We start from the raw sequence: 19,699 nt of genomic DNA, 5'->3' as shown, positions 1-19,699 counted from the left end.
TTAATCACCTATGAAAAAAATGACTAGCGCGGAACTGCGTTCTGCCTTTCTGGAATTCTTTCGTCAACGCGGCCATGCGGTTGAACCGTCAAGCTCCTTAGTACCTGGCAATGACCCGACTTTGCTGTTTACCAACGCCGGTATGGTGCAGTTTAAAGATGTATTTTTAGGCCGCGATCAACGCGATTTTGACAAAGCCACTACCAGCCAGCGTTGTGTCCGTGCTGGCGGCAAGCACAACGATCTGGAAAATGTCGGCTATACCGCACGCCACCACACCTTTTTTGAGATGCTAGGCAACTTCAGTTTTGGTGATTATTTCAAGAAAGAGGCCATACAATACGGCTGGGAATTTTTAACCCAGGTGCTGGATATCCCACCGGAAAAGCTGTGGATTACCGTGTTTGATGAAGATGCCGAAGCGGAAAGCATTTGGCTGAACGAGATGAAAGTCGATTCTGCGCGGCTTTCTCGCATTGGCGCGAAAGATAATTTCTGGTCGATGGGCGATGTTGGGCCGTGTGGGCCGTGTTCGGAAATTTTCTACGATCATGGTGAACATATTCCTGGAGGCCCGCCCGGTTCGCCGGATGAAGACGGCGACAGATACATCGAAGTCTGGAATCTGGTGTTCATGCAATATGACCGTGCCGCCGATGGCACGTTAACGCCGCTACCTAAACCGTCTGTCGATACCGGCATGGGGCTGGAGCGTATTGCCGCCGTTTCGCAAGGCGTACACAGTAACTACGAAATCGACTTGTTTCAAAACTTGTTGGCTGCTGCCGCAAAATTGGCCAACACCAGTGATCTTAACAACAGCTCACTACGGGTGATTGCCGACCATATTCGATCCTGCGCGTTTCTGATTACTGATGGCGTGATGCCATCTAATGAAGGCCGTGGTTATGTGCTACGGCGTATTATTCGCCGTGCTATACGCCACGGTTACCGTTTGGGTATCCAGGATGCGTTTTTCTACAAACTGGTCGCGCCGTTGGCAGATGAAATGGGCGAGGCGTATCCAGAATTAAAACAGGCGCAGGCGCAAGTGGAGCGCGTACTGAAAAAAGAAGAAGAACGCTTTGCTGAAACGCTTGAACAAGGCATGAAAATTCTGGAAACCTGTGTCGCCAAGCTGGAAGGCTCGGTTATTCCAGGTGACACCGTGTTTCAGTTGTACGACACTTACGGCTTTCCGGTGGATTTGACTGCCGATTTCGCCCGTGAGAACAACTTGACTGTCGACCATGCTGGCTTTGAAACGGCTATGTCAGCACAGCGCGACCGCGCCCGTTCCGCCAGCAGCTTTACAGCCGATTATGACCAAAATATTAACCACGACGGCCAAACTGAATTTACCGGCTATACCCATTTGCACGACCAGGCGCACATCGTCGGCATTTATAAAAAAGGCGAGTTGGTTGATAGCCTGCAAGCCGGTGAAGAAGGTTTGCTGATTCTGGATAAAACCCCGTTTTATGCCGAATCCGGTGGCCAAGTGGGTGATTGCGGACAGATTGTTACGGACAGTGCAGTGTTTGAAGTTAGCGACACCCAAAAGCAAGGTGGTGATTTGTTCTTGCATAAAGGCAAGCTGATTTCTGGTACGTTGAGCAAAGATCAGTTATGTGATGCACGGGTCAGTGCTGCGAATAGAAAAGCCACCGAGCTCAACCATTCGGCCACGCATTTACTGCATGCGGCATTACGCCAGGTATTGGGTGACCATGTTAGCCAGAAAGGTTCGCTGGTGAATCCTGAACGCTTGCGCTTTGACTTTGCTCATTTTGAGCCGATGACCGCTGATGAAATCAGCACGATTGAAACGCTGGTTAACGAACAAATTCGTTTGAACAACCCCGTGTCCGCACAAGTCATGGCCAAGGATGATGCCGTAAAAGCCGGCGCAATGGCTTTGTTTGGTGAAAAATACGGCGCGGAAGTGCGCGTATTAAAAATCGGTGATTTCTCAACTGAATTGTGCGGTGGTACGCATGTCGAACGGGCGGGTGATATTGGCTGCTTTAAAATTATCAGCGAAACCGGTGTTGCAGCAGGTGTTAGACGGATTGAAGCAGTTACCGGCGCAGGTTGCTTAGATTGGATAGCCAGTCGTGATAAGACCTTGACGATTATTGCCGGATTATTGAAAAGCGCCCCTGAAAAGACAGCGGAAAAAGTAGAACAGTTACTGGAAAAGACCAGAGCCCTGGAAAAACAGCTGGAACGCTTGAATTCCAAATTGGCCAGTTCAGCCGGTGATGAACTCAGTAACCAAGCGGTTGAGGTTGCCGGTATCAAAGTATTGGCGATCAAGCTGGAAGGCATTGATCCCAAGACTGTAAAAGACATGGTCGATCAGCTTAAGAACAAGTTAGGCAGTTCTGCGATTGTGTTGGCGGTGGTTGAAGGTGATAAGGTCAGTTTGACGGCGGGTGTTTCCAAAGATCAAATCGGCCGACTTAAAGCCGGTGATTTAGTCAATTTTGTGGCGACGCAAGTGGGCGGCAAAGGTGGCGGCAGGCCGGATATGGCACAGGCGGGTGGTAATAATCCGGCGGGTTTGGCAGCTGCATTGGCGGGTGTTGCGGATTGGGTGCAGGGGCAGTTGGGTTAGTTGCGTAACTGAGGGCGATAGAGGGTTAGCGCATGGCTAAAATTACTGAATTATCGCAACTGGACTTAAACCAAACCTACAGCTATGCCGATTATTTAACTTGGCAGTTTGATGATGCGCTTGAGTTAATTAAAGGCAAAATCATGTTGATGTCGCCTGCGCCGAATGTGCGACATCAAGATATTTCTGTTAATTTAATGCGGTCGTTGTCTGTGTTTTTTTATCATAAGAAATGCCGACTGTATGCGGCACCATTTGATGTTCGTTTATATGACCGAAAAAAATCCATTTTAGCTAATAAAGACATTCATACGGTTGTTCAGCCTGATATATGTGTAATTTGCAAACCTGATCTGTTAGATCAACAAGGCTGTAACGGCGCTCCAGACTGGATTATTGAAATCCTGTCACCTGGAAATTCCAAACGGGAGATGAAAATTAAATATGCGCTTTATCAGGAAAGTGGAGTGAGTGAATATTGGTTAGTCGATCCTGTACATAAGGTTATTCAACAATTGGTTTTAGATGAAACGGGATGCTACCAACTCAAACGAATTGCGACTGATGAAGATATTGTTACACCACACCTGTTCCCTGATTTACTGGTTAATGCGGCCGAAGTGTTTGATACTTGGCAAGACCCGCTGGAGAATTGATTATGTTGAAAGTGACTGAGTTATCGCAACTGGACTTAAACCAAACCTATAGCTATGCCGATTACATGACATGGCAGTTTGATGACGCGCTTGAGCTAATTAAAGGTAAAATTATGCTGATGTCGCCTGCGCCGAATGTCAACCACCAGAGGATCGAACGGAAATTATTGGTGAAAATTGATGATTATCTGAATGGTAAACGATGCGAAGTATTTCCGGCACCGTTTGATGTGCGCTTATATGACCGCAAAAAATCCATTTTAGCGAGTAAAGACATCCATACTGTAGTGCAGCCTGATATATGTGTCATCTGCAAACCTGAACTGTTAGATCAGCAAGGTTGTAACGGTGCCCCAGACTGGATTATTGAGATCCTGTCTAAAGGTAACTCCAAGCGGGAGATGAAAATAAAATATCCGTTATATCAAGAAAGCGGCGTTACAGAATATTGGCTGGTTTATTCAGAGCAACACGCAATTCACCAGTTTGTTTTGGACGATAACGGTCAATACCAATTCAAACAAATGGTTACCGATGAGGATGTGATCACACCGCATTTATTTCCTGACTTAGCGATTAGCGTCACTGATATTTTTGCAGGACAAACTTAGTAACGCGCACGAAATAACTTGAGCAAGTTCATGCTTCGACAGGCTCAGCACGAACGGTGGTGGCGTTTAAGTTGTTCAAGTTATTTCATGCACGTTCATTAGCAGCACGCACCCAAAATAAAAACCCAAAACAATAGGATAACAATGGCACTGTATGTCTATAAATTTGGCGGCACCTCGGTAGGTTCGGTGGAACGTATCAAGATGGTCGCTGAAAAAGTTAAAAAAGCCCACGATCTAGGCGATAAAATTGTGGTGGTGGTTTCTGCCATGAGCGGTGAAACTAACCGTCTGATTGGTCTTGCCAAACACATGCAGCCGCAACCCAATGACAGAGAATTGGATACTCTGGTATCCACCGGCGAACAAGTGACGATGGCGCTGTTAAGCATGGGGTTGGAAGAACTGGGTTGTCCTGCACGATCTTATACCGGCAGCCAGGTTAAAATTTTAACTGATAGCTCATTTACCAAGGCGCGTATCCTCAACATTGAAAACCATAACATCATGGCTGATCTTAATGACGGCAAAGTGGTGGTGGTGGCGGGTTTTCAAGGCGTTGATGAAGATAACAACATTACGACCCTGGGACGTGGTGGCTCTGATACTACCGCTGTAGCTTTGGCAGCGGCGCTTAAGGCGGATGAATGCCATATCTATACCGACGTGGACGGTGTGTATACCACTGATCCGCGCGTAGAGCCCAAAGCGCGTCGCTTAGATCGCATTACTTTTGAAGAAATGCTGGAAATGGCCAGCTTGGGTTCTAAAGTCTTACAAATCCGCTCGGTGGAATTCGCCGGCAAATACAACGTTAAGTTACGCGTATTATCATCATTTACACAAGGGTGTGGCACACTCATTACTTACGAGGATTCAGCTGTGGAAAGTGCTTTAATTTCTGGTATTGCTTTTAACCGAGACGAAGCAAAACTCACCATTTCCGGTGTGCCGGATTTACCCGGTGTGGCGTATAAAATTTTAGGCCCGATTGCTGATGCCAATATCGAAGTCGATATGATCATTCAGAATGTCGCCGACGATGCCACCACCGATTTTACTTTTACTGTACATCGTAATGATTACGCGCGTGCCAAAGCAGCATTGGATAAAACCTGTGTTGAATTAAATGCTAAAAAAGTGATGGGTGATGAAGGCATTGTTAAGGTGTCTATTGTCGGTGTCGGGATGCGTTCTCATGCCGGTATTGCCAGCACCATGTTTAAGACCTTGGCAACTGAGGGCATTAACATCAAAATGATTTCTACATCGGAAATTAAAATTTCGGTGGTCGTTGATGAAAAATATATGGAGCTTGCGGTACGGGCGTTACATGCCGCGTTTAAGTTAGATCAAGACAGCGCTGTATAGCTGTAAATGTAGAGACGTAGCCATGCGTCTTTACGCTACGAAGTATTTCGGTACTGTATTTCCATGTTTTATAAGCCAAAATAGTCCATGCAAAAAACCGATTCCAATCCGCGCCTGGTCGTTCTTGACACCGAAACCACTGGTTTAAATCCACAAGACGGCCATCGTATTATAGAAATTGGTTGCGTGGAGCTGGTTAATCGGCGCTTAACCGGTAAGCGTTTTCACGTTTATATCAACCCTGATCGTGTCATTGATGACGGTGCGGTTGCCGTCCACGGTATTACCAGTCAGTTTTTAGTAGATAAGCCGCGTTTCAATGAAATTGCGGCAGAATTTATCGCTTTTATAAAAGGTGCGGAATTGGTTATCCATAACGCGCCTTTCGACGTGGGTTTTATCAACCACGAGTTTGCCAAGCTTAAGCACGGTGATGTTAGCGAATACAGCACGGTATTTGACACTTTAGCTTACGCCCGCAAAAAACACCCAGGGCAACGTAACAGCCTGGATGCGTTGTGTAAACGCTATAACATCGACAACAGCCACCGTGAATTGCACGGTGCGTTATTGGATGCGGAGATTCTGGCTGAAGTGTTTTTGCTGATGACCGGTGGGCAGATTTCTTTGCTCGATGAGTCTCGAGCCGATGACACGGCAGCCAGCCAGCAACATACCGTCAAGCATCTTGCAACCAATCGGCCAGTATTAAAAATTATTCGTTGTGGCGAACAGGAGTTGCAAGAGCATCAGCAGCGCTTGGAGGCTATTCAAAAAGCCAGTGGGCAGTGTTTGTGGCAGTAAAGTAGTTTTTTTGTCTACAGCTTAGTGCCGCAGCAAGAAAGAGAACATGTGTTTTTAATGTGCTGACAGTGCGAATAGGGTGACTATTTGGTCATTGTGAAATTGATTCTTTGTTAATATACAAAATCACAAATGCCTAAAGGACAAAAAATTTCCTGTGCTGTAATGCCTTAAAATCCTCTTTTATAGCATTGTGGTGTTCGTCTCATTTCAATCAATCCAAAATAGGAATACACTAAGCGTACTGTGATAGTACGCCAGCTACAGTAAGGCCTGTCCGGTACATTAATGTTAGACACCCTAGCTATTTATCTTAAATGGATTGTATGGTTTATATGAAATGTGTCTGTATTTTCAACAGGATAATACACCGTTTACAGGCCAGCTCATGGATTTATTAACCCGCCCTCGCGTTATTGAGACCCTTAAAAAAATTTCAGAAAATAGCCTTGTTGATTACACTCTAATTTACATAGAAATCAATAATACACTGCAAATTACCAGCCTATTGCAAGGCATGGCCAGAGAAGAGGAATTAATCAGTGCTATTCAACGGTTAATTTTTGGCAAAATTGGTCATTTGCCCGATTCTTACATGGGTAAACTCAGTTGGAATCGTTTTGGTATTATCGCTAAATTGCCGGTTGAAACCTGCGTTGAAATCGCTGAAGAATTAACGGTGTTTTTTGAAGACAAGTGTATTAACATTGGTCCACACCCGTATTATCCGAAAATAATTACCGGTGTTATCGCTTTATCAGAAAAATATCGCGTGCCAGAAAAAATACTCACGGCGGTGGATGAAGCACTCTACCAAGCCAGACGTACAGGCAATAATGCAGTGAAAGTGATCGATCATAATGCGCCGGTCTTTCACAGTTATTATGATGCACTCAAGCGCATACCTGTTTTAAAAGCCGGTTTGAGTAATAATACGCTTTTACTGTATGCGCAACCGATAGTTCCGCTTAATAAAGCGTTGATGGAGCCTAAAGCAGAGGTCTTGGTGCGTTACAAAGAGCCAGATGGCGCAGTAAATTCCGATTATCACTTTTTAAAGACCGCTAATCTATTTCATGTGGGGCGTGACATTGATTTATATGTCGTTAAGCAGTTTTGCCGTTATATGCAACAGAATAAACACGATGATGTGGTGTACTCTATTAATATCTCTGGCTTTACTGTACGCTTTCCCGCATTTTTAGATATTGTTAGTCATGCTTTTAAAAAATACGGTGTTAACGCAGAGCAAGTGTGTTTTGAAATCACCGAAACGGTGATTGATCGCGATTATCCCCAAGCCATACAGTTTATGCATGCGTTAAAAAATCAGTTAGGTTGTCAATTGGCATTGGATGATATTGGTATGGGTTCTAGTAATCTGGCTAATTTATCGAAATTTAATGTCGATTTTATGAAAATAGATGGCGCGTTTATCAATAATGTCTTAACTGATCCTTATTCTGAACTGGTAGTTAACTTTATTACCTCAGCAGCCAAGCTGTTTAATAAAAAAACGATTGCAGAATGTATAGAAACTCCCCAGCAATTAGAAAAAATAAAGCTACTGGGTGTTGATTATGCACAGGGTTTTTTAACCGGCAGACCCAAGTTATTATTTGACCCTTTATTAAGTCGAACTTACTTATAATTCATGCACTATTGCACTCAACATGACTACGCCACAGAGTATTGCGCTGTCGTATTTTCTAAGTAATGCATTAATGTCAAAATGTGGTGAAATACCAAACAAACTGCCTACAATAAATAGCCATCGGACGTATAATACCGCGACTTAATCTTACATTTGTATAGACGTTGAATACAGGACAGCTATGTTTAAAATAAAGTGTGTAGGTTTTGGTGTTAATTAAGCTTATTGGCATATGACAAATACGTTACATTGTCAGTCGTTCAGCTGTGTAGTGTATGATTTTCTTAATATAAAGTCAGGTGTGTCAGATTTTAGATTCATGAAATTACCCTTGCTGTGAGTATTCCCTCTGTTGTCTGTGTACTAAAAATTAACAACAAATAAACAGATAACACCCGCTACCCGCCCCCTAGAGCAAACTTTTATGAAAATCGCCATATTGTCCCGTAATACCAAGCTGTATTCTACTGCCAGGCTGGTTGAAGCGGCGGAAGCGCGTGGCCATGAAGTACGAGTATTAGATGTATTGCGCTGTTATATGAATATCACCTCTTATAATCCGTCGATTCATTATCGCGGTGAGGTATTGACCGATTTTGATGCGGTTATTCCGCGTATTGGCGCATCGGTCACATTTTATGGTACTGCTGTTTTACGGCAATTTGAAATGATGAATGTCTATCCGTTAAATGAATCGGTGGCCATTTCCCGATCACGCGACAAATTGCGATCTATTCAATTGTTGGCACGTAAAGGCATTGGTTTACCCGTCACAGGTTTTGCGCATAATCCTGACGATATTTCGGATTTGATTGCGCAAGTGGGCGGTGCGCCGTTAGTGATTAAGCTCTTGCAAGGTACGCAGGGAATAGGCGTGGTATTGGCAGAAACTCACAACGCTGCCGAAAGTGTCATCCAGGCGTTTATGGGTTTAAATGCCAATATTATGGTGCAAGAGTTTATTAAAGAAGCTGATGGCAGTGATATACGCTGCTTTGTAGTTGGCGATAAAGTGGTGGCCTCTATGAAGCGCCAAGGCGCACCGGGTGAGTTTCGTTCTAATTTGCATCGGGGTGGCTCGGCCAGCTTGGTGCGATTAAGCCCAGAAGAGCGAGCAACTGCTGTGCGTGCAGCAAAAATTATGGGTTTGAATGTCTGTGGTGTGGATATGTTACGTTCTAATCACGGCGCGGTAATTATGGAAGTTAATTCGTCACCTGGGTTACGTGGTATTGAAGCGGCCAGCGGTAAAAACATTGCCGATATGATTATTCAGTTTATTGAAAATCGCCTTAAGTCATTGGAAGCTGTCAAACAAGATGCTTCGGGGCAAGCGCCCACGCGAACACGGACGCGCGGTAAAGGCTAAGTTTTAAAGTTGGCTACCTACTTAAGGCGAGGCACGGTGTAAGGCTTAACCGTTCGGTCTGAGCCTGTCGAAGGGTGGATGGTTAAGCCGATCATGGTTCGACAGGCTCACCACGAACGGCTTAACCTGAAACCACCCTACGTGTTTAAAACACTAATTTTTAATACAGGCCTAATTGCAATTGTGCCACTTCTGACATCATTTCTCTTGACCACGGTGGATCAAGCACGACTTCGACTTCAACCTTGTCAACGCCAGGCAAGGCGCGGATAGATTTTTCAACATCGCCCTGAATAACTGGCCCCATGCCACAGCCGGGTGCGGTTAGCGTCATAATAACATGGACATTATTTTGATCTGTGTACACTTCTGACGGCTTGGCATTGCAGTAATACACCAAACCTAAATCCACAATATTAACCGGAATCTCGGGATCATAAATGGTTTTCATCACTTCCCAGCAATTTTGCTCAACCGCTTCGGCACTGGTTTCTGTGACTAGCGTATGTAATTGATGCGACTCTTTACCCAGTGCATCCGCATCTTCGCTCGCGATACGTACCATATGGCCATAATCGGTTACCACGGTATAGTTATTGCCCAAAGCCTGATGTATGGTAACAATAGCGCCTTTGGTTAAAGTAGTGGTGTTGCCCTCTGGAACTGTAATGACGTTAACGTCACGGGTTAAAACGACATCTTCTCTTTCTGCCATAATCGTAATTATAAATGTAAGGTTTGTGCGTTAATAGTTTGGCCGGTAACGCCAATACTGGCCTCACCAAATAAGTATAAAAAAGCCCCTGCTAATGAGGTTACAGGCGGTAATTCGGCTTTGTCTTCACCTGGAAATGCACGGGTTCTAAGTGGCGAATCCACAGGCCCTGGTATTAAGGTATTCACGCGTATTTTTTGCGAGGATTCCAGTTCTTCTGCCAAAATTTTAGCCAAAGCTTCCAGTGCAATTTTAGAGACACCATACGCGCCTGTGTAAGCCTGTGCGTTTCTAACGGCCGAGTCGGAGACGAAGACAATAGAGGCGTGTTTGCTTTTTTTCAGTACCGATAATAAAACACGGCTGAGCAAAAATGGTGCATTTAAATTAACATTTAAACTGTGCCCCCAGTCTTTGGTGTCTAATAAGGCCATTGGGGTAAAGGCAATAAATTCTACTGCACAGTGCAATAAACCTTGTAATAAACCGTAGCTGGTGTCAATGCGCTCGGCTAATTCAAGGTAATCACTCTCGGTTGCACCTGCTAAATCAAACGGATACATAATGGGGTCGGGTGCGCCGATGGCGACAATCGCATCATAGATTTTTTCTAGTTTAGCGATACTTTTATCGAGCAATATAATATGTGCCCCTGCTTGTGCTAGCGTTAACGCAGCCACGCTGCCTACACCGCCACCGGCACCGGTAATCAAAATAACGTTTTTATTTAATAACATAAGCCAGTTGCCGTAAATGCTAAAGATTAGTACACACTGAAAAATACGTAAGTATTCACTTCCCCCTTTGAAAACGGGGACTGAGGGGAATTTTTCTAATAAATCTCCCCTAACCCCTCTTTTTCAAAGAGGGGGACTGAATGATTACAAAAACACATGTATGGCGGCTGTGTTACAGTCGCATTTTAGATTAGCAACGTGCATGAATAAGGTGAGCAACTTAAACTCCACTCCCGTTCGTGCTGAGCCTGTCGAAGTACGAACTTGCTCATGCGCGTTCCTTGGTAACTTAAGCTAGTCATCTGTGCGTTTGTAAGCTGCAATATAATTAATATCGATGTTTTTACCAAGGCTAAAGCGTTTGTTAAACGGGTTGTATTCAATACCTACCATACCTTGCAATTCAAGCCCTGCTGCGCGTGCGGACTGGCTTAATTCGGAAGGTTTAATAAATTTTTTATAATCGTGCGTGCCTTTAGGCAGCATTCTTAGCACATGCTCAGCTGCGACAATAGCGAGCGCGTAAGCTTTGGGTTGGCGGTTAAGTGTGGAAAAAAACACCATGCCGCCAGGCTTTACCATGCGGGCACAGGCCGAAATAATCGAGCCGGGATCGGGGACATGCTCCAACATTTCCATGCAGGTCACATGATCAAAACTGTCAGGTTGTTGTTCAGCCAAGTCTTCTGCGCTGATTTTTTGGTAGTGGGTGACGATCCCAGATTCCAGTGCATGTAAATCGGCAATGTCAATTAACTCCTCGCTCAAGTCGATACCTAAAGCATCAGCGCCGTGTTTGGCTAAACCTTCGGTTAAAATACCGCCGCCGCAGCCAACGTCAACAATGCGTTGACCTGTTAAGCTGACAAAACGTTCAATAAAGGCAAGTCGTAAGGGATTAATATCGTGTAAGGTTTTAAACTCGCCGTGTAAATCCCACCAACGCTCAGCCATTGAGCCAAATTTGTTGATTTCGTCCAAGTAAACGTTTTCTTTTGCGGTCATGGTATAAGTCCTGAGTTAAGCCGTCATAGTTTACTATACCTGTCGTGGTTCGTCATGGATTGATCTGGTTGATGTTAAACGCTAGGATTTATGCAACCAATCCTAGCAAAATAGCGGAGTAGATTTTTGCTGATGATAGCAGCAGCTTTTGTTATGTTAACCAAATGCCGTCTAGCAAATGTCCCGTGTTAGTTAAACCTTTGGCAGTATCGCCTATCAGTTGAACCAAGGTGTCACTTGTTCCCTGATTTTGAAATACATAAGTGCTTCCGCCAGAATGAAAAGCAACGGTCTCACCGGCATCAGTAATATTAGCTTGCAGGTAGTTAATTACCGAATTGAAATTGGCTTTATCAATCGTAATAGCGCCTGCATAGCGGTCGACATTATCAAAGCTAATAAGGCCCTTATTGATATGATGGCTTTGAATATCGCCTGCATCTTTGCCATCGTCACGTACTATATTAGCAGCGATATGATGACTGGGTAAATCCAGTTTATCGATAGCGGTGAGCAATGTGGAAGTAGCACTTAGTTTAAAATCTATGATTTTATCGAAGTTTTTGATACTGCTGTCACCAAGGGTAATACGCACGGTATCTGTGGCGGCTACGCCTTCTGTTAGTATGTAAGTATCTTTACCTGTAGCGCCTATTAAGACATCTTGACCATTGTTACCTTTTAACGTGTTATCGCTTTTATTGCCAATTAATTTATCGTTGTAGTGGCTGCCAGATAGATTTTCAATTTTAATCAGTGTATCAAAACCCGCACTCAGAGTATTTTGAGCTTTAGTTAGCGATAAATTAACGCTAATTCCTGATTTTTCTGTGCTGTAATAAGCCCAATCTGAACCATTACCGCCAAGCAATATATCATTACTCATACCACCGTTGAGTATGTCATTACCATCTCCACCCAGTAGTCTGTCGTTACCCCCCTTGCCCATTAAGGTATCATTTCCCGACAAGCCAGATAGGGTATCGTTAGTATTGGTATCAATTTTATCGCCTATTAAACTATCGTTACCTTTACCGCCGTTGATGTTCAAATGATCTATTACTGACGATACACTAATTGACATGTCGTAAGCTTCTTCAGAAGCATTAATGCCATCACTGATGAGGAAAGTAAATGTGGCGTAATCTTCTCCATACGCATTAGCAGCAGGTATAAATTTGAGTGCGCCTGTATTAAGGTCAGCAAGGTGAATAATTTGGTTGGTTTTAATGGCAGTATTGTTTAAGGTGAGCGTGCCTGCGGTGGGTAAAGTAATAATTTGTATACCTTGTAGGCTGTCTTCAATATCATCGTCATCTACAAAAGTAAATGAATCGGTTCCGAATGTGTAAGCGGTATCTTCTGCTGTTGTAATGTAAGAGAATTCAGAGCTGGGTGGGTCGTTAGATAAATAATGTCCATTACCTCTTAAGCCATCACGGCCATAAATCCATTGCAGTGCTTTTATGTCGTCTTTTTGAAATGCTGTTTCTATTGCACTGTTCCAAAAGCCATCCATTACGGTTTGAAGATCAGTTGGTGAATCAGGAGCTGCTAATCCTAGCGCACTACCTATGTCTTTTAGCAAAGATGAATAGCCTGGTGTGCCTTTATTAGCATTGGCCGAATCTGGATTATGAAGAGAGATAAAGATATTGCCTTTCTCAATGGGATAGCTGGTTGTGAGAGAGTAACTTTCGGGCAGATTAAACGCGGCAAAGTGAAAATTCACGATGTTGGCATTTTTTGTTTCAGTAAAATGAATGCCGGTAATTTGTGTAACCTGATTCAATATGGTGTTGACCGCATTTATCTGTGAGCCATTAAATGTTACAGGTGGGTAATTAGATTCAAGTAAAAGATTATTAGTATCAAAGGAGTAGTAAATGGTGCTATCTAGCCATTCTAAATTCCAATTTATAGAGCTATTTTGATCGATAAGCTGTTTAAAAGATTGCTCAGGCAGTGGGATTTTTTTAAAGTTTATCTGATCAGGAGAAGAAGTGAAGGAGGTAGTTGATATTTCAGACATGATATATTCCCTTATTTTTAGATTTAGAGTATTTACAATTCTTATACTATCATGGCAAATATGAATACAATATGAATGATAGTGTAAAAAATAATTGTGACAAAAATATAAGATGAACTCAACTGGCCATCAGTTGGTTGAGTAGAATGAAATCCAACATCAGGGCTTCGATACGCCTTTGAATGTCAGCCCAACCTACATTAGCTTGCACACGGGTAGCCAGCTTTTTAAACAAGTCTCCAATTTTTTAAAGTAATACCAAATTTGCATACCAAAGTTGCAGCGACTGCAATTTTGGTATGATATTTTACGGTACTGTAAAAATATTATCATTAATAGTCATGTATTTTGCATTATGGCGTGGTTTGTGCTTTGTTTTTGGACAGCTAGACTGGCGTATGGGCTTAAAGTAAGGTTGTTTTATAAGCTTGTGCTCTGGTTAAGGCTATTAAGTATCGTTGTAAAACGATAATTTTTATGTTTTTAAACAAAACGAAGGGCTGAGTTATGAACAAAAAAAATGTTATTAAGAAGGTGTTATGCACAAAATGAATAGGTTAAAAAGTTTTTTTTCTATTTTTTGGGTAATGCTTGCTTTTTTCGTCTTTTCAGGAAATGCAAATGCTGTTGTTGGTACTTATGCGGGAGATTGTGCGGTTTGTCATGGTCCAAGTGGTGCCGGAACAGTTATTGCCCCCAAAGCGATAACGGGCGGCAGTGCTTCTAAGATTAAATCGGCTATTGTAGGTGGTGTGCCTATGATGGCGGGTTTAGTTGGCTTGAGTGATACGCAGCTTAACGCGATTGCCGCTGAGATAGGTGGGGCGGCGAATCTTTCTGTTGCGCCTCTCCCTGTTGTGTGTACTTCACCAGCAGTACGTGATGCCGCTACTAACACTTGTAAAACACCTGCGTGTCCAACAGGGCAAGTGCGTAATGCATCTGGCGTATGCGCCGTAGTACCTGTGAGTTGTACAGCACCGCAAGTGCGAGATGCGGCGAGCAATACGTGTGTAACACCTGCGTGTCCAACAGGGCAAGTGCGTAATGCATCTGGCGTATGCGCCGTAGTACCTGTGAGTTGTGCAGCACCACAAGTGCGAGATGCGGCGAGCAATACGTGTGTAACACCTGCGTGTCCAACAGGGCAAGTGCGTAATGCATCTGGCGTATGCGCCGTAGTGCCTGTGAGTTGTGCAGCACCGCAAGTGCGAGATGCGGCGAGCAATACGTGTGTAACACCTGCGTGTCCAACAGGGCAAGTGCGTAATGCATCCGGCGTATGTGCTGTAGTACCTGTGAGTTGTACAGCACCGCAAGTGCGAGATGCGGTGAGCAATACGTGTGTAACCCCAGCGGTAGTACCTGTAAGTTGTACAGCGCCAAAAGTGCGAGATGCAGCAACCAATACGTGTGTAACCCCAGCGGTAGTACCTGTAAGTTGTACAGCGCCAAAAGTGCGAGATGTAGCAACCAATACGTGTGTAACCCCAGCGGTAGTACCTGTAAGTTGTACAGCGCCAAAAGTGCGAGATGCAGCAACCAATACATGTGTAACGCCAGTGGTAGAACCTGTGAGTTGTACAGAACCTGAAGTGCTAGATGCAGCAACCAATACATGTGTAACGCCAGTGGTAGAACCTGTGAGTTGTATAGAGCCTGAAGTGCTAGATGCAGCAACCAATACATGTGTAACGCCAGTGGTAGAGCCTGTGAGTTGTACAGAACCTGAAGTACTTAATGTAGCTACTAACGCCTGTGTAATACCGGCGTGTTCAGTGGGTGAAACTATGAATGCAGAAGGGGTGTGCGAAGTAATACCGTCAGTGGCGTGTGTATTGCCTAAAATGTTAATTAACGGTGCGTGTGCTTTAACAACTACATCATGTGATGATGCTTTTAAGAAATTTGAACATGAGCAGCATGAAGCATACGAGCGTGCAGAACATGGCGATAAAGCCAAACTGGTGATTGCAGTGCCAACTACACAAGCTATCCATGCGGAACAAGTGCTTAATTTAGGTATGGTGGTGTATGGCGATGAACGCAAGATAGCAATGGGTGTTAATTTACCTAAAGGTGCACGTTTTACAGAAAGTTATAATGGCGATCTACAGTTGCACCAAGGTATGTTGGGTTGGAAAGTGCCGAAGAGTGCATCTGGCAAAACCATAAAAATCAAACTATGTGCTGAAGCGCACAATGAGGGTGGTTATAGTAAAAAAGACATGAAGTTTGTTTTTAAAACTGTATTAGTTAAGGTTTTACCTGAGCTGAAATCTACTTTGGTTACAGAGCCTGTTATTGGTAGAAATGTTATTTCTAGTGCGGTTTACAACACAGCAATGCAGCGTCTTGAAGTGTCTGGCCAAGTTAAATTGTCGGCACAAAAAGTCAATGCAGTACGTAAAAAATCTGGCGCTCAGTTGATACAACTGAGTAATGCGCATAATGCTGCCTTATTGGGCGCAGTAAAAGCGAAAGCGGATGGCAAGTGGTTTGTTGCTATACCGTTGTCCAGTGCTTTAATGCCGCGTGTTATTGATGCGACATTTAATGGCAAAGTGGTAACTGTTATGGTTAAAAAATTGCCGTAATGTTGTTGAATAATTCATTGTTATTCAGTGTGTAGTGTTGTGGGTTTAGCCATAATCGATATACGGTAAGTGCTAAATGATAGAGGTGGTGTGATTGGTAAGCCGGTTACACCGCTGTTAAAAGCTGTAGACCGTTGTGTGTTTTGTACATTACGGTCTACATTTAATGGATTTTTATAAAAAATGCCGTTAGTTATTTTGTGCAGGCGCTTTCTGCGTCCGCCTCTGTTTTGCTGTCTGTGCAAGCACTGTCACCTCTTGTGTAAAAGATGATATTTTTGCCAGTATTGTATACCGACAAATAAATTTCTAATCTAATTAATGTCTTATATTTCGACATATTTTGTGCTTTATTTCTTATATCGGCTGAGCTATTGTGTAAGTTTAAAAAATACGCGCTTATTTTTTAAGTGAAGCAGCCGTGTTAAGGAACGTGCATGAAATAAGTTGAACAACTTAAACGCCATTTCCGTTCGTGCTGAGCCTGTCGAAGCATGAACTTGCTCACGTTATTTCATACACGTTCCTAAGCAATCGAAATGGGTTATTTAGAGACAACGAGGTTTAAGGTTATGAAAACAAAAAATGCACTAAAAATGAAAGCACAGCCGGTAAAAAGTATGGCTTTTTTAGCAGTAACTTCTTTGCTTATGTCGGCTAATGTGTCGGCGACTTACGGTATTTATGCTGCCGCAGCGGGTGCGGGTATTAATATCGAGGCAGGCTGCCAGACGTGCCATGCCAGTGCATCTGGTTCTGAAAAGAAGGCCAATCTTAAAGCCGGTATTGCAGCGGCGTATAATAAAAGTGGTATTCCAGGGGTTGCCGGTGTACTCAAACCGCCGGTGGTAAAGCCACCTACAGTAGCGGCTTGCCAGTTACCTAAAATGTTGGTAAAGGGTAAATGCACGGTAACAGCAACGTCTTGTCGCGATGCGGCTAAAGACTATGCGCGTGAAAATGATGATGATGACGATAAATTAACCACTGGGTTGGTTATATCGACACCCAGCACAAAAACTATCCATGTAGGCCAGACACTTACGTTAGGCGTAACCGCGTCTGGTGATAGCCGTAAAATTTCAATGGGTGTTAATTTACCCTCTGGGGCGCAATTTACCGAGACTTATAATAATACGCTGCAAGTGCAACAAGCCGTGGTGACCTGGAAAGTGCCGAGCAGTGTATCTGGCAAAACTGTGGCGATTAAATTCTGCGCCGAAACTCATACCAATACGAGTTCTGGTAAACAGCAAAACAAACGTTTTGTTGCGCGTGACGCTATGGTTAAGGTGTTACCAAAACTCAAATCGGTTTTCATAACGCAGGCAACTGTTGAACCTGTGATTGCGAGTGCAGTGTATAACGCCGTATTGCAACAACTGGTGGTGTCTGGGCAAGTGGTTTGGCCGGTAAAATCAAGCCAAGCGCAGCGTAATGCGGCGCTTGCCGGTTCTGTGCAATTGACTAATGCTAATAACGCTGCTTTTTTGGGCGTGGCCAGTATTCAATTAAATGGTAATTGGTCGGTGTCTATACCTCTGTCTGGCGCAGCCGTACCCCGTGTTGTTGATGCTACGTTTCAAGGTGCGGTAACGAGTAAGCTGGTTAAAAAGTATTAACGGTGTGGGGCGCTGCCATTAAGTTAAGGATTCCGATTACGGCTACCAACTTAAAACGGGACAAAATGTAGGTTGGGTTGAACGCTTTTCTCAACCCAATATTCCCAAGGCCTTGTAAAATGTTGGATTGCCAAACAGCAGGCAGCCCAACTTACTTGAATGTTATTGTTTTTTTGTCCCACGTTAAGTTGATAGCCCCGATTACCAAGCGATAGGGTGGGCACATGCTTTTCGTGCCCACGCGGAACATACGGTAATAAATAAGTTGGGCATTGAGCTTTACCCCACCCGTACGCGATTTTTCTTAACTTAATGGCAGTGACGATATGGGGGTAACCCTACCAAATTTGCAGACCATTATTGCAGCGTATGCAATTAAGGTAGGCTAATAAAAGCGCTTTAAAATTAAATAATGTTATTAATTAGCGTGTTATAAGTTGGCATTGTTTGTGCTTATATTTATTATGTTGGTTTGATTATTAGCTAGGCTCAAAAACACCAAGCTCAGTTGGGTCTAAATAATAGATGAATCATTTAATGGCTGCTGTAAAGCAGCAATGGGTTATTTTTAAAGCACAAAGGTTTATGTTATGAATAAAAAAAATGCGCTAAAAGCTAAAATGATTAAAGCCAATCAGTTTAAAAGCCTGGCTTTTTTGACAGTAACATCTTTGGTTATTTCGGCTAATGTGTTGGCAACACCTAGCATTATGGCGCAAAATAATGCGCCTGCGTGTTCTTCTTGTCATGGCAACAGCACTCCTGATAAAGCATCAGGAAAAGCCGGTCTGGCTGCTTTCTTGGCATCTAAAGCACCACCACCTGTAGTGGTAAAACCACCTGTAGTAAATCCACCTGTAGTAGTAAAACCACCTGTAGTAAATCCACCTGTAGTAAATCCGCCTGTAGTCAATCCGCCTGTAGTCAATCCAAAGCCAGTCGTTAAACCTGTGGTAGTAAAACCAAAACCTATAACAACTGGAATATCCTGTAACAGTAAGGGTGAAAATGATAACGAGAAAGGTGAAAATGATAACGAGCAGAGGGAGAATCATAAAGAAAAGTCTAAGCAAGTTGCTGGATTAGTCATGTCCGCACCGGGTGTAAAAACAATTCATGTAGGGCAGGTTCTTAGAGTGGGTGTAACCGCTTCTGATGATGGCAGTAAAATTAGCATGGGTGCTAATTTACCGGCCGGTGCAAAGTTTACCGAAAGTTATAATACTACGCTGCAAGCAGAACAAGGTGTGGTTACTTGGAAAGTACCGAAAAGCGTATCCGGTAAAACCATAAAAATTAAAGTCTGTGCGCAATCGCATAGTAACTCCGGTAAAAAACAAGATAAGCGTTCTATTTCCAGCGACATTATTGTTAAGGTTTTGCCACAACTCAAATCCGTTGTTATAGCGCAATCGACTGCTGAACCTGTGATTGCCAGTGCTGTATACAATACCGCTGTGCAACAGCTTGCTGTTTCTGGTCAAATCACTTGGGCAACAAAATCCACCCAGGCAGAGCGTAATGCGGCACTTGCTAACCCTGTGCAGCTCAGCAATGCGAATAACGCAGCGGTGTTAGGTTCGGCTAATGTAAGCGCTAATGGCAGTTGGTCGGCTTCTATACCGGTAGCAAGTAACGCCATGCCCAGTGTTATTGACGCAGCATTTGAAGGCGCAGTAGCGAGTAAATTGGTTAAAAGATTACCGTAGCTGAGGTTTTTGATCTTCCTCTGTTAATTTTAGCAGGGGAAGATTATTACTAATTGTTGGTTAATCTTTTTAAAATGGTTAGTACTCAGTCAATTTTATTTTGGCGAGTGTGAATTTTAAAAAACCGTTCGTGCTGAGCTTGTCGAAGTGTGCCGTTCATGCTTCGACAAGCTCAGCACGAACGGTGGCTGTAACTG

14 protein-coding genes are annotated in these 19,699 nt (G+C 43.6%); 10 read left to right on the top strand and 4 right to left on the bottom strand.

The window, feature by feature from the left end:
- Nucleotides 1-10: 10 nt before the first annotated feature.
- The 7 genes from alaS (at nt 11) to rimK (ending at nt 9,085) form a co-directional block, all read left to right on the top strand.
- On the top strand, nt 11-2,620 hold the full coding sequence (alaS, locus tag CRENPOLYSF2_RS16055) for an alanine--tRNA ligase (protein WP_176371144.1): 2,610 nt from the start codon (nt 11-13) through the stop codon (nt 2,618-2,620).
- A gap of 32 nt (nt 2,621-2,652) precedes the next feature.
- The gene (locus tag CRENPOLYSF2_RS16050) at nt 2,653-3,276 is read left to right on the top strand and encodes a Uma2 family endonuclease (RefSeq protein ID WP_087144963.1); all 624 of its coding nucleotides are present in this window, start codon (nt 2,653-2,655) and stop codon (nt 3,274-3,276) included.
- 2 nt (nt 3,277-3,278) lie between these two features.
- Nucleotides 3,279-3,887: a Uma2 family endonuclease gene (locus tag CRENPOLYSF2_RS16045; RefSeq protein ID WP_087144962.1), complete on the top strand. Its 609-nt coding sequence runs from the start codon at nt 3,279-3,281 to the stop codon at nt 3,885-3,887.
- A gap of 144 nt (nt 3,888-4,031) precedes the next feature.
- Entirely contained in the window at nt 4,032-5,258 is a 1,227-nt protein-coding gene (locus CRENPOLYSF2_RS16040; RefSeq protein WP_087144961.1) for an aspartate kinase, read from the top strand.
- A gap of 87 nt (nt 5,259-5,345) precedes the next feature.
- Nucleotides 5,346-6,062 carry a DNA polymerase III subunit epsilon gene (dnaQ, locus tag CRENPOLYSF2_RS16035; protein ID WP_087144960.1) on the top strand — a complete coding sequence of 239 codons (717 nt, stop codon included), beginning with the start codon at nt 5,346-5,348 and terminating at the stop codon, nt 6,060-6,062.
- A 388-nt stretch (nt 6,063-6,450) separates the two neighbouring features.
- Entirely contained in the window at nt 6,451-7,713 is a 1,263-nt protein-coding gene (locus CRENPOLYSF2_RS16030) for an EAL domain-containing protein (RefSeq protein WP_087144992.1), read from the top strand.
- Nucleotides 7,714-8,140: 427 nt separating this feature from the next.
- A complete protein-coding gene (gene rimK / locus CRENPOLYSF2_RS16025; protein ID WP_087144959.1) occupies nt 8,141-9,085 on the top strand; it encodes a 30S ribosomal protein S6--L-glutamate ligase in 945 nt (314 codons plus the stop codon).
- A gap of 160 nt (nt 9,086-9,245) precedes the next feature.
- Here the strand turns inward: rimK and sufT are convergent, their stop codons facing one another.
- From sufT to CRENPOLYSF2_RS18645, 4 genes are all read right to left on the bottom strand, one after another.
- Complete coding sequence (gene sufT, locus CRENPOLYSF2_RS16020) at nt 9,246-9,800, bottom strand: putative Fe-S cluster assembly protein SufT (protein WP_087144958.1); 555 nt, start codon at nt 9,798-9,800, stop codon at nt 9,246-9,248.
- 8 nt (nt 9,801-9,808) lie between these two features.
- The gene (locus CRENPOLYSF2_RS16015) at nt 9,809-10,537 is read right to left on the bottom strand and encodes an SDR family NAD(P)-dependent oxidoreductase (RefSeq protein ID WP_087144957.1); all 729 of its coding nucleotides are present in this window, start codon (nt 10,535-10,537) and stop codon (nt 9,809-9,811) included.
- Nucleotides 10,538-10,831: 294 nt separating this feature from the next.
- On the bottom strand, nt 10,832-11,542 hold the full coding sequence (gene ubiG, locus CRENPOLYSF2_RS16010) for a bifunctional 2-polyprenyl-6-hydroxyphenol methylase/3-demethylubiquinol 3-O-methyltransferase UbiG (protein WP_087144956.1): 711 nt from the start codon (nt 11,540-11,542) through the stop codon (nt 10,832-10,834).
- Between the two features lie 151 nt (nt 11,543-11,693).
- Nucleotides 11,694-13,574: a hypothetical protein gene (locus CRENPOLYSF2_RS18645; protein WP_140396886.1), complete on the bottom strand. Its 1,881-nt coding sequence runs from the start codon at nt 13,572-13,574 to the stop codon at nt 11,694-11,696.
- Between the two features lie 548 nt (nt 13,575-14,122).
- On the opposite strand from CRENPOLYSF2_RS18645, the gene CRENPOLYSF2_RS15995 reads away from it, so the two are divergent.
- The 3 genes from CRENPOLYSF2_RS15995 to CRENPOLYSF2_RS18640 all read left to right on the top strand — a co-directional run bounded on the left by CRENPOLYSF2_RS15995 (nt 14,123) and on the right by CRENPOLYSF2_RS18640 (nt 19,502).
- Nucleotides 14,123-16,171 carry a c-type cytochrome gene (locus tag CRENPOLYSF2_RS15995; RefSeq protein ID WP_087144953.1) on the top strand — a complete coding sequence of 683 codons (2,049 nt, stop codon included), beginning with the start codon at nt 14,123-14,125 and terminating at the stop codon, nt 16,169-16,171.
- A 572-nt stretch (nt 16,172-16,743) separates the two neighbouring features.
- Nucleotides 16,744-17,793: a hypothetical protein gene (locus CRENPOLYSF2_RS15985; protein WP_087144951.1), complete on the top strand. Its 1,050-nt coding sequence runs from the start codon at nt 16,744-16,746 to the stop codon at nt 17,791-17,793.
- 590 nt (nt 17,794-18,383) lie between these two features.
- A complete protein-coding gene (locus tag CRENPOLYSF2_RS18640; RefSeq protein ID WP_140396885.1) occupies nt 18,384-19,502 on the top strand; it encodes a hypothetical protein in 1,119 nt (372 codons plus the stop codon).
- Nucleotides 19,503-19,699 lie beyond the last annotated feature (197 nt).

This window comes from Crenothrix polyspora, from assembly GCF_900163755.1.
Taxonomy (GTDB): Bacteria; Pseudomonadota; Gammaproteobacteria; order Methylococcales; family Methylomonadaceae; genus Crenothrix; species Crenothrix polyspora.
Note: the sequence above shows the minus strand (reverse complement) of the source record. Positions and strands in the feature narration are given on the sequence as shown.

Bases quoted from the DNA above. Each gene is read 5' to 3' on its own strand.
- alaS (WP_176371144.1), top strand. From the start codon at position 11: ATGAAAAAAATGACTAGCGCGGAACTGCGTTCTGCCTTTCTGGAATTC.
- CRENPOLYSF2_RS16050 (WP_087144963.1), top strand. From the start codon at position 2,653: ATGGCTAAAATTACTGAATTATCGCAACTGGACTTAAACCAAACCTAC.
- CRENPOLYSF2_RS16045 (WP_087144962.1), top strand. From the start codon at position 3,279: ATGTTGAAAGTGACTGAGTTATCGCAACTGGACTTAAACCAAACCTAT.
- CRENPOLYSF2_RS16040 (WP_087144961.1), top strand. From the start codon at position 4,032: ATGGCACTGTATGTCTATAAATTTGGCGGCACCTCGGTAGGTTCGGTG.
- dnaQ (WP_087144960.1), top strand. From the start codon at position 5,346: ATGCAAAAAACCGATTCCAATCCGCGCCTGGTCGTTCTTGACACCGAA.
- CRENPOLYSF2_RS16030 (WP_087144992.1), top strand. From the start codon at position 6,451: ATGGATTTATTAACCCGCCCTCGCGTTATTGAGACCCTTAAAAAAATT.
- rimK (WP_087144959.1), top strand. From the start codon at position 8,141: ATGAAAATCGCCATATTGTCCCGTAATACCAAGCTGTATTCTACTGCC.
- sufT (WP_087144958.1), bottom strand. From the start codon at position 9,800: ATGGCAGAAAGAGAAGATGTCGTTTTAACCCGTGACGTTAACGTCATT.
- CRENPOLYSF2_RS16015 (WP_087144957.1), bottom strand. From the start codon at position 10,537: ATGTTATTAAATAAAAACGTTATTTTGATTACCGGTGCCGGTGGCGGT.
- ubiG (WP_087144956.1), bottom strand. From the start codon at position 11,542: ATGACCGCAAAAGAAAACGTTTACTTGGACGAAATCAACAAATTTGGC.
- CRENPOLYSF2_RS18645 (WP_140396886.1), bottom strand. From the start codon at position 13,574: ATGTCTGAAATATCAACTACCTCCTTCACTTCTTCTCCTGATCAGATA.
- CRENPOLYSF2_RS15995 (WP_087144953.1), top strand. From the start codon at position 14,123: ATGAATAGGTTAAAAAGTTTTTTTTCTATTTTTTGGGTAATGCTTGCT.
- CRENPOLYSF2_RS15985 (WP_087144951.1), top strand. From the start codon at position 16,744: ATGAAAACAAAAAATGCACTAAAAATGAAAGCACAGCCGGTAAAAAGT.
- CRENPOLYSF2_RS18640 (WP_140396885.1), top strand. From the start codon at position 18,384: ATGAATAAAAAAAATGCGCTAAAAGCTAAAATGATTAAAGCCAATCAG.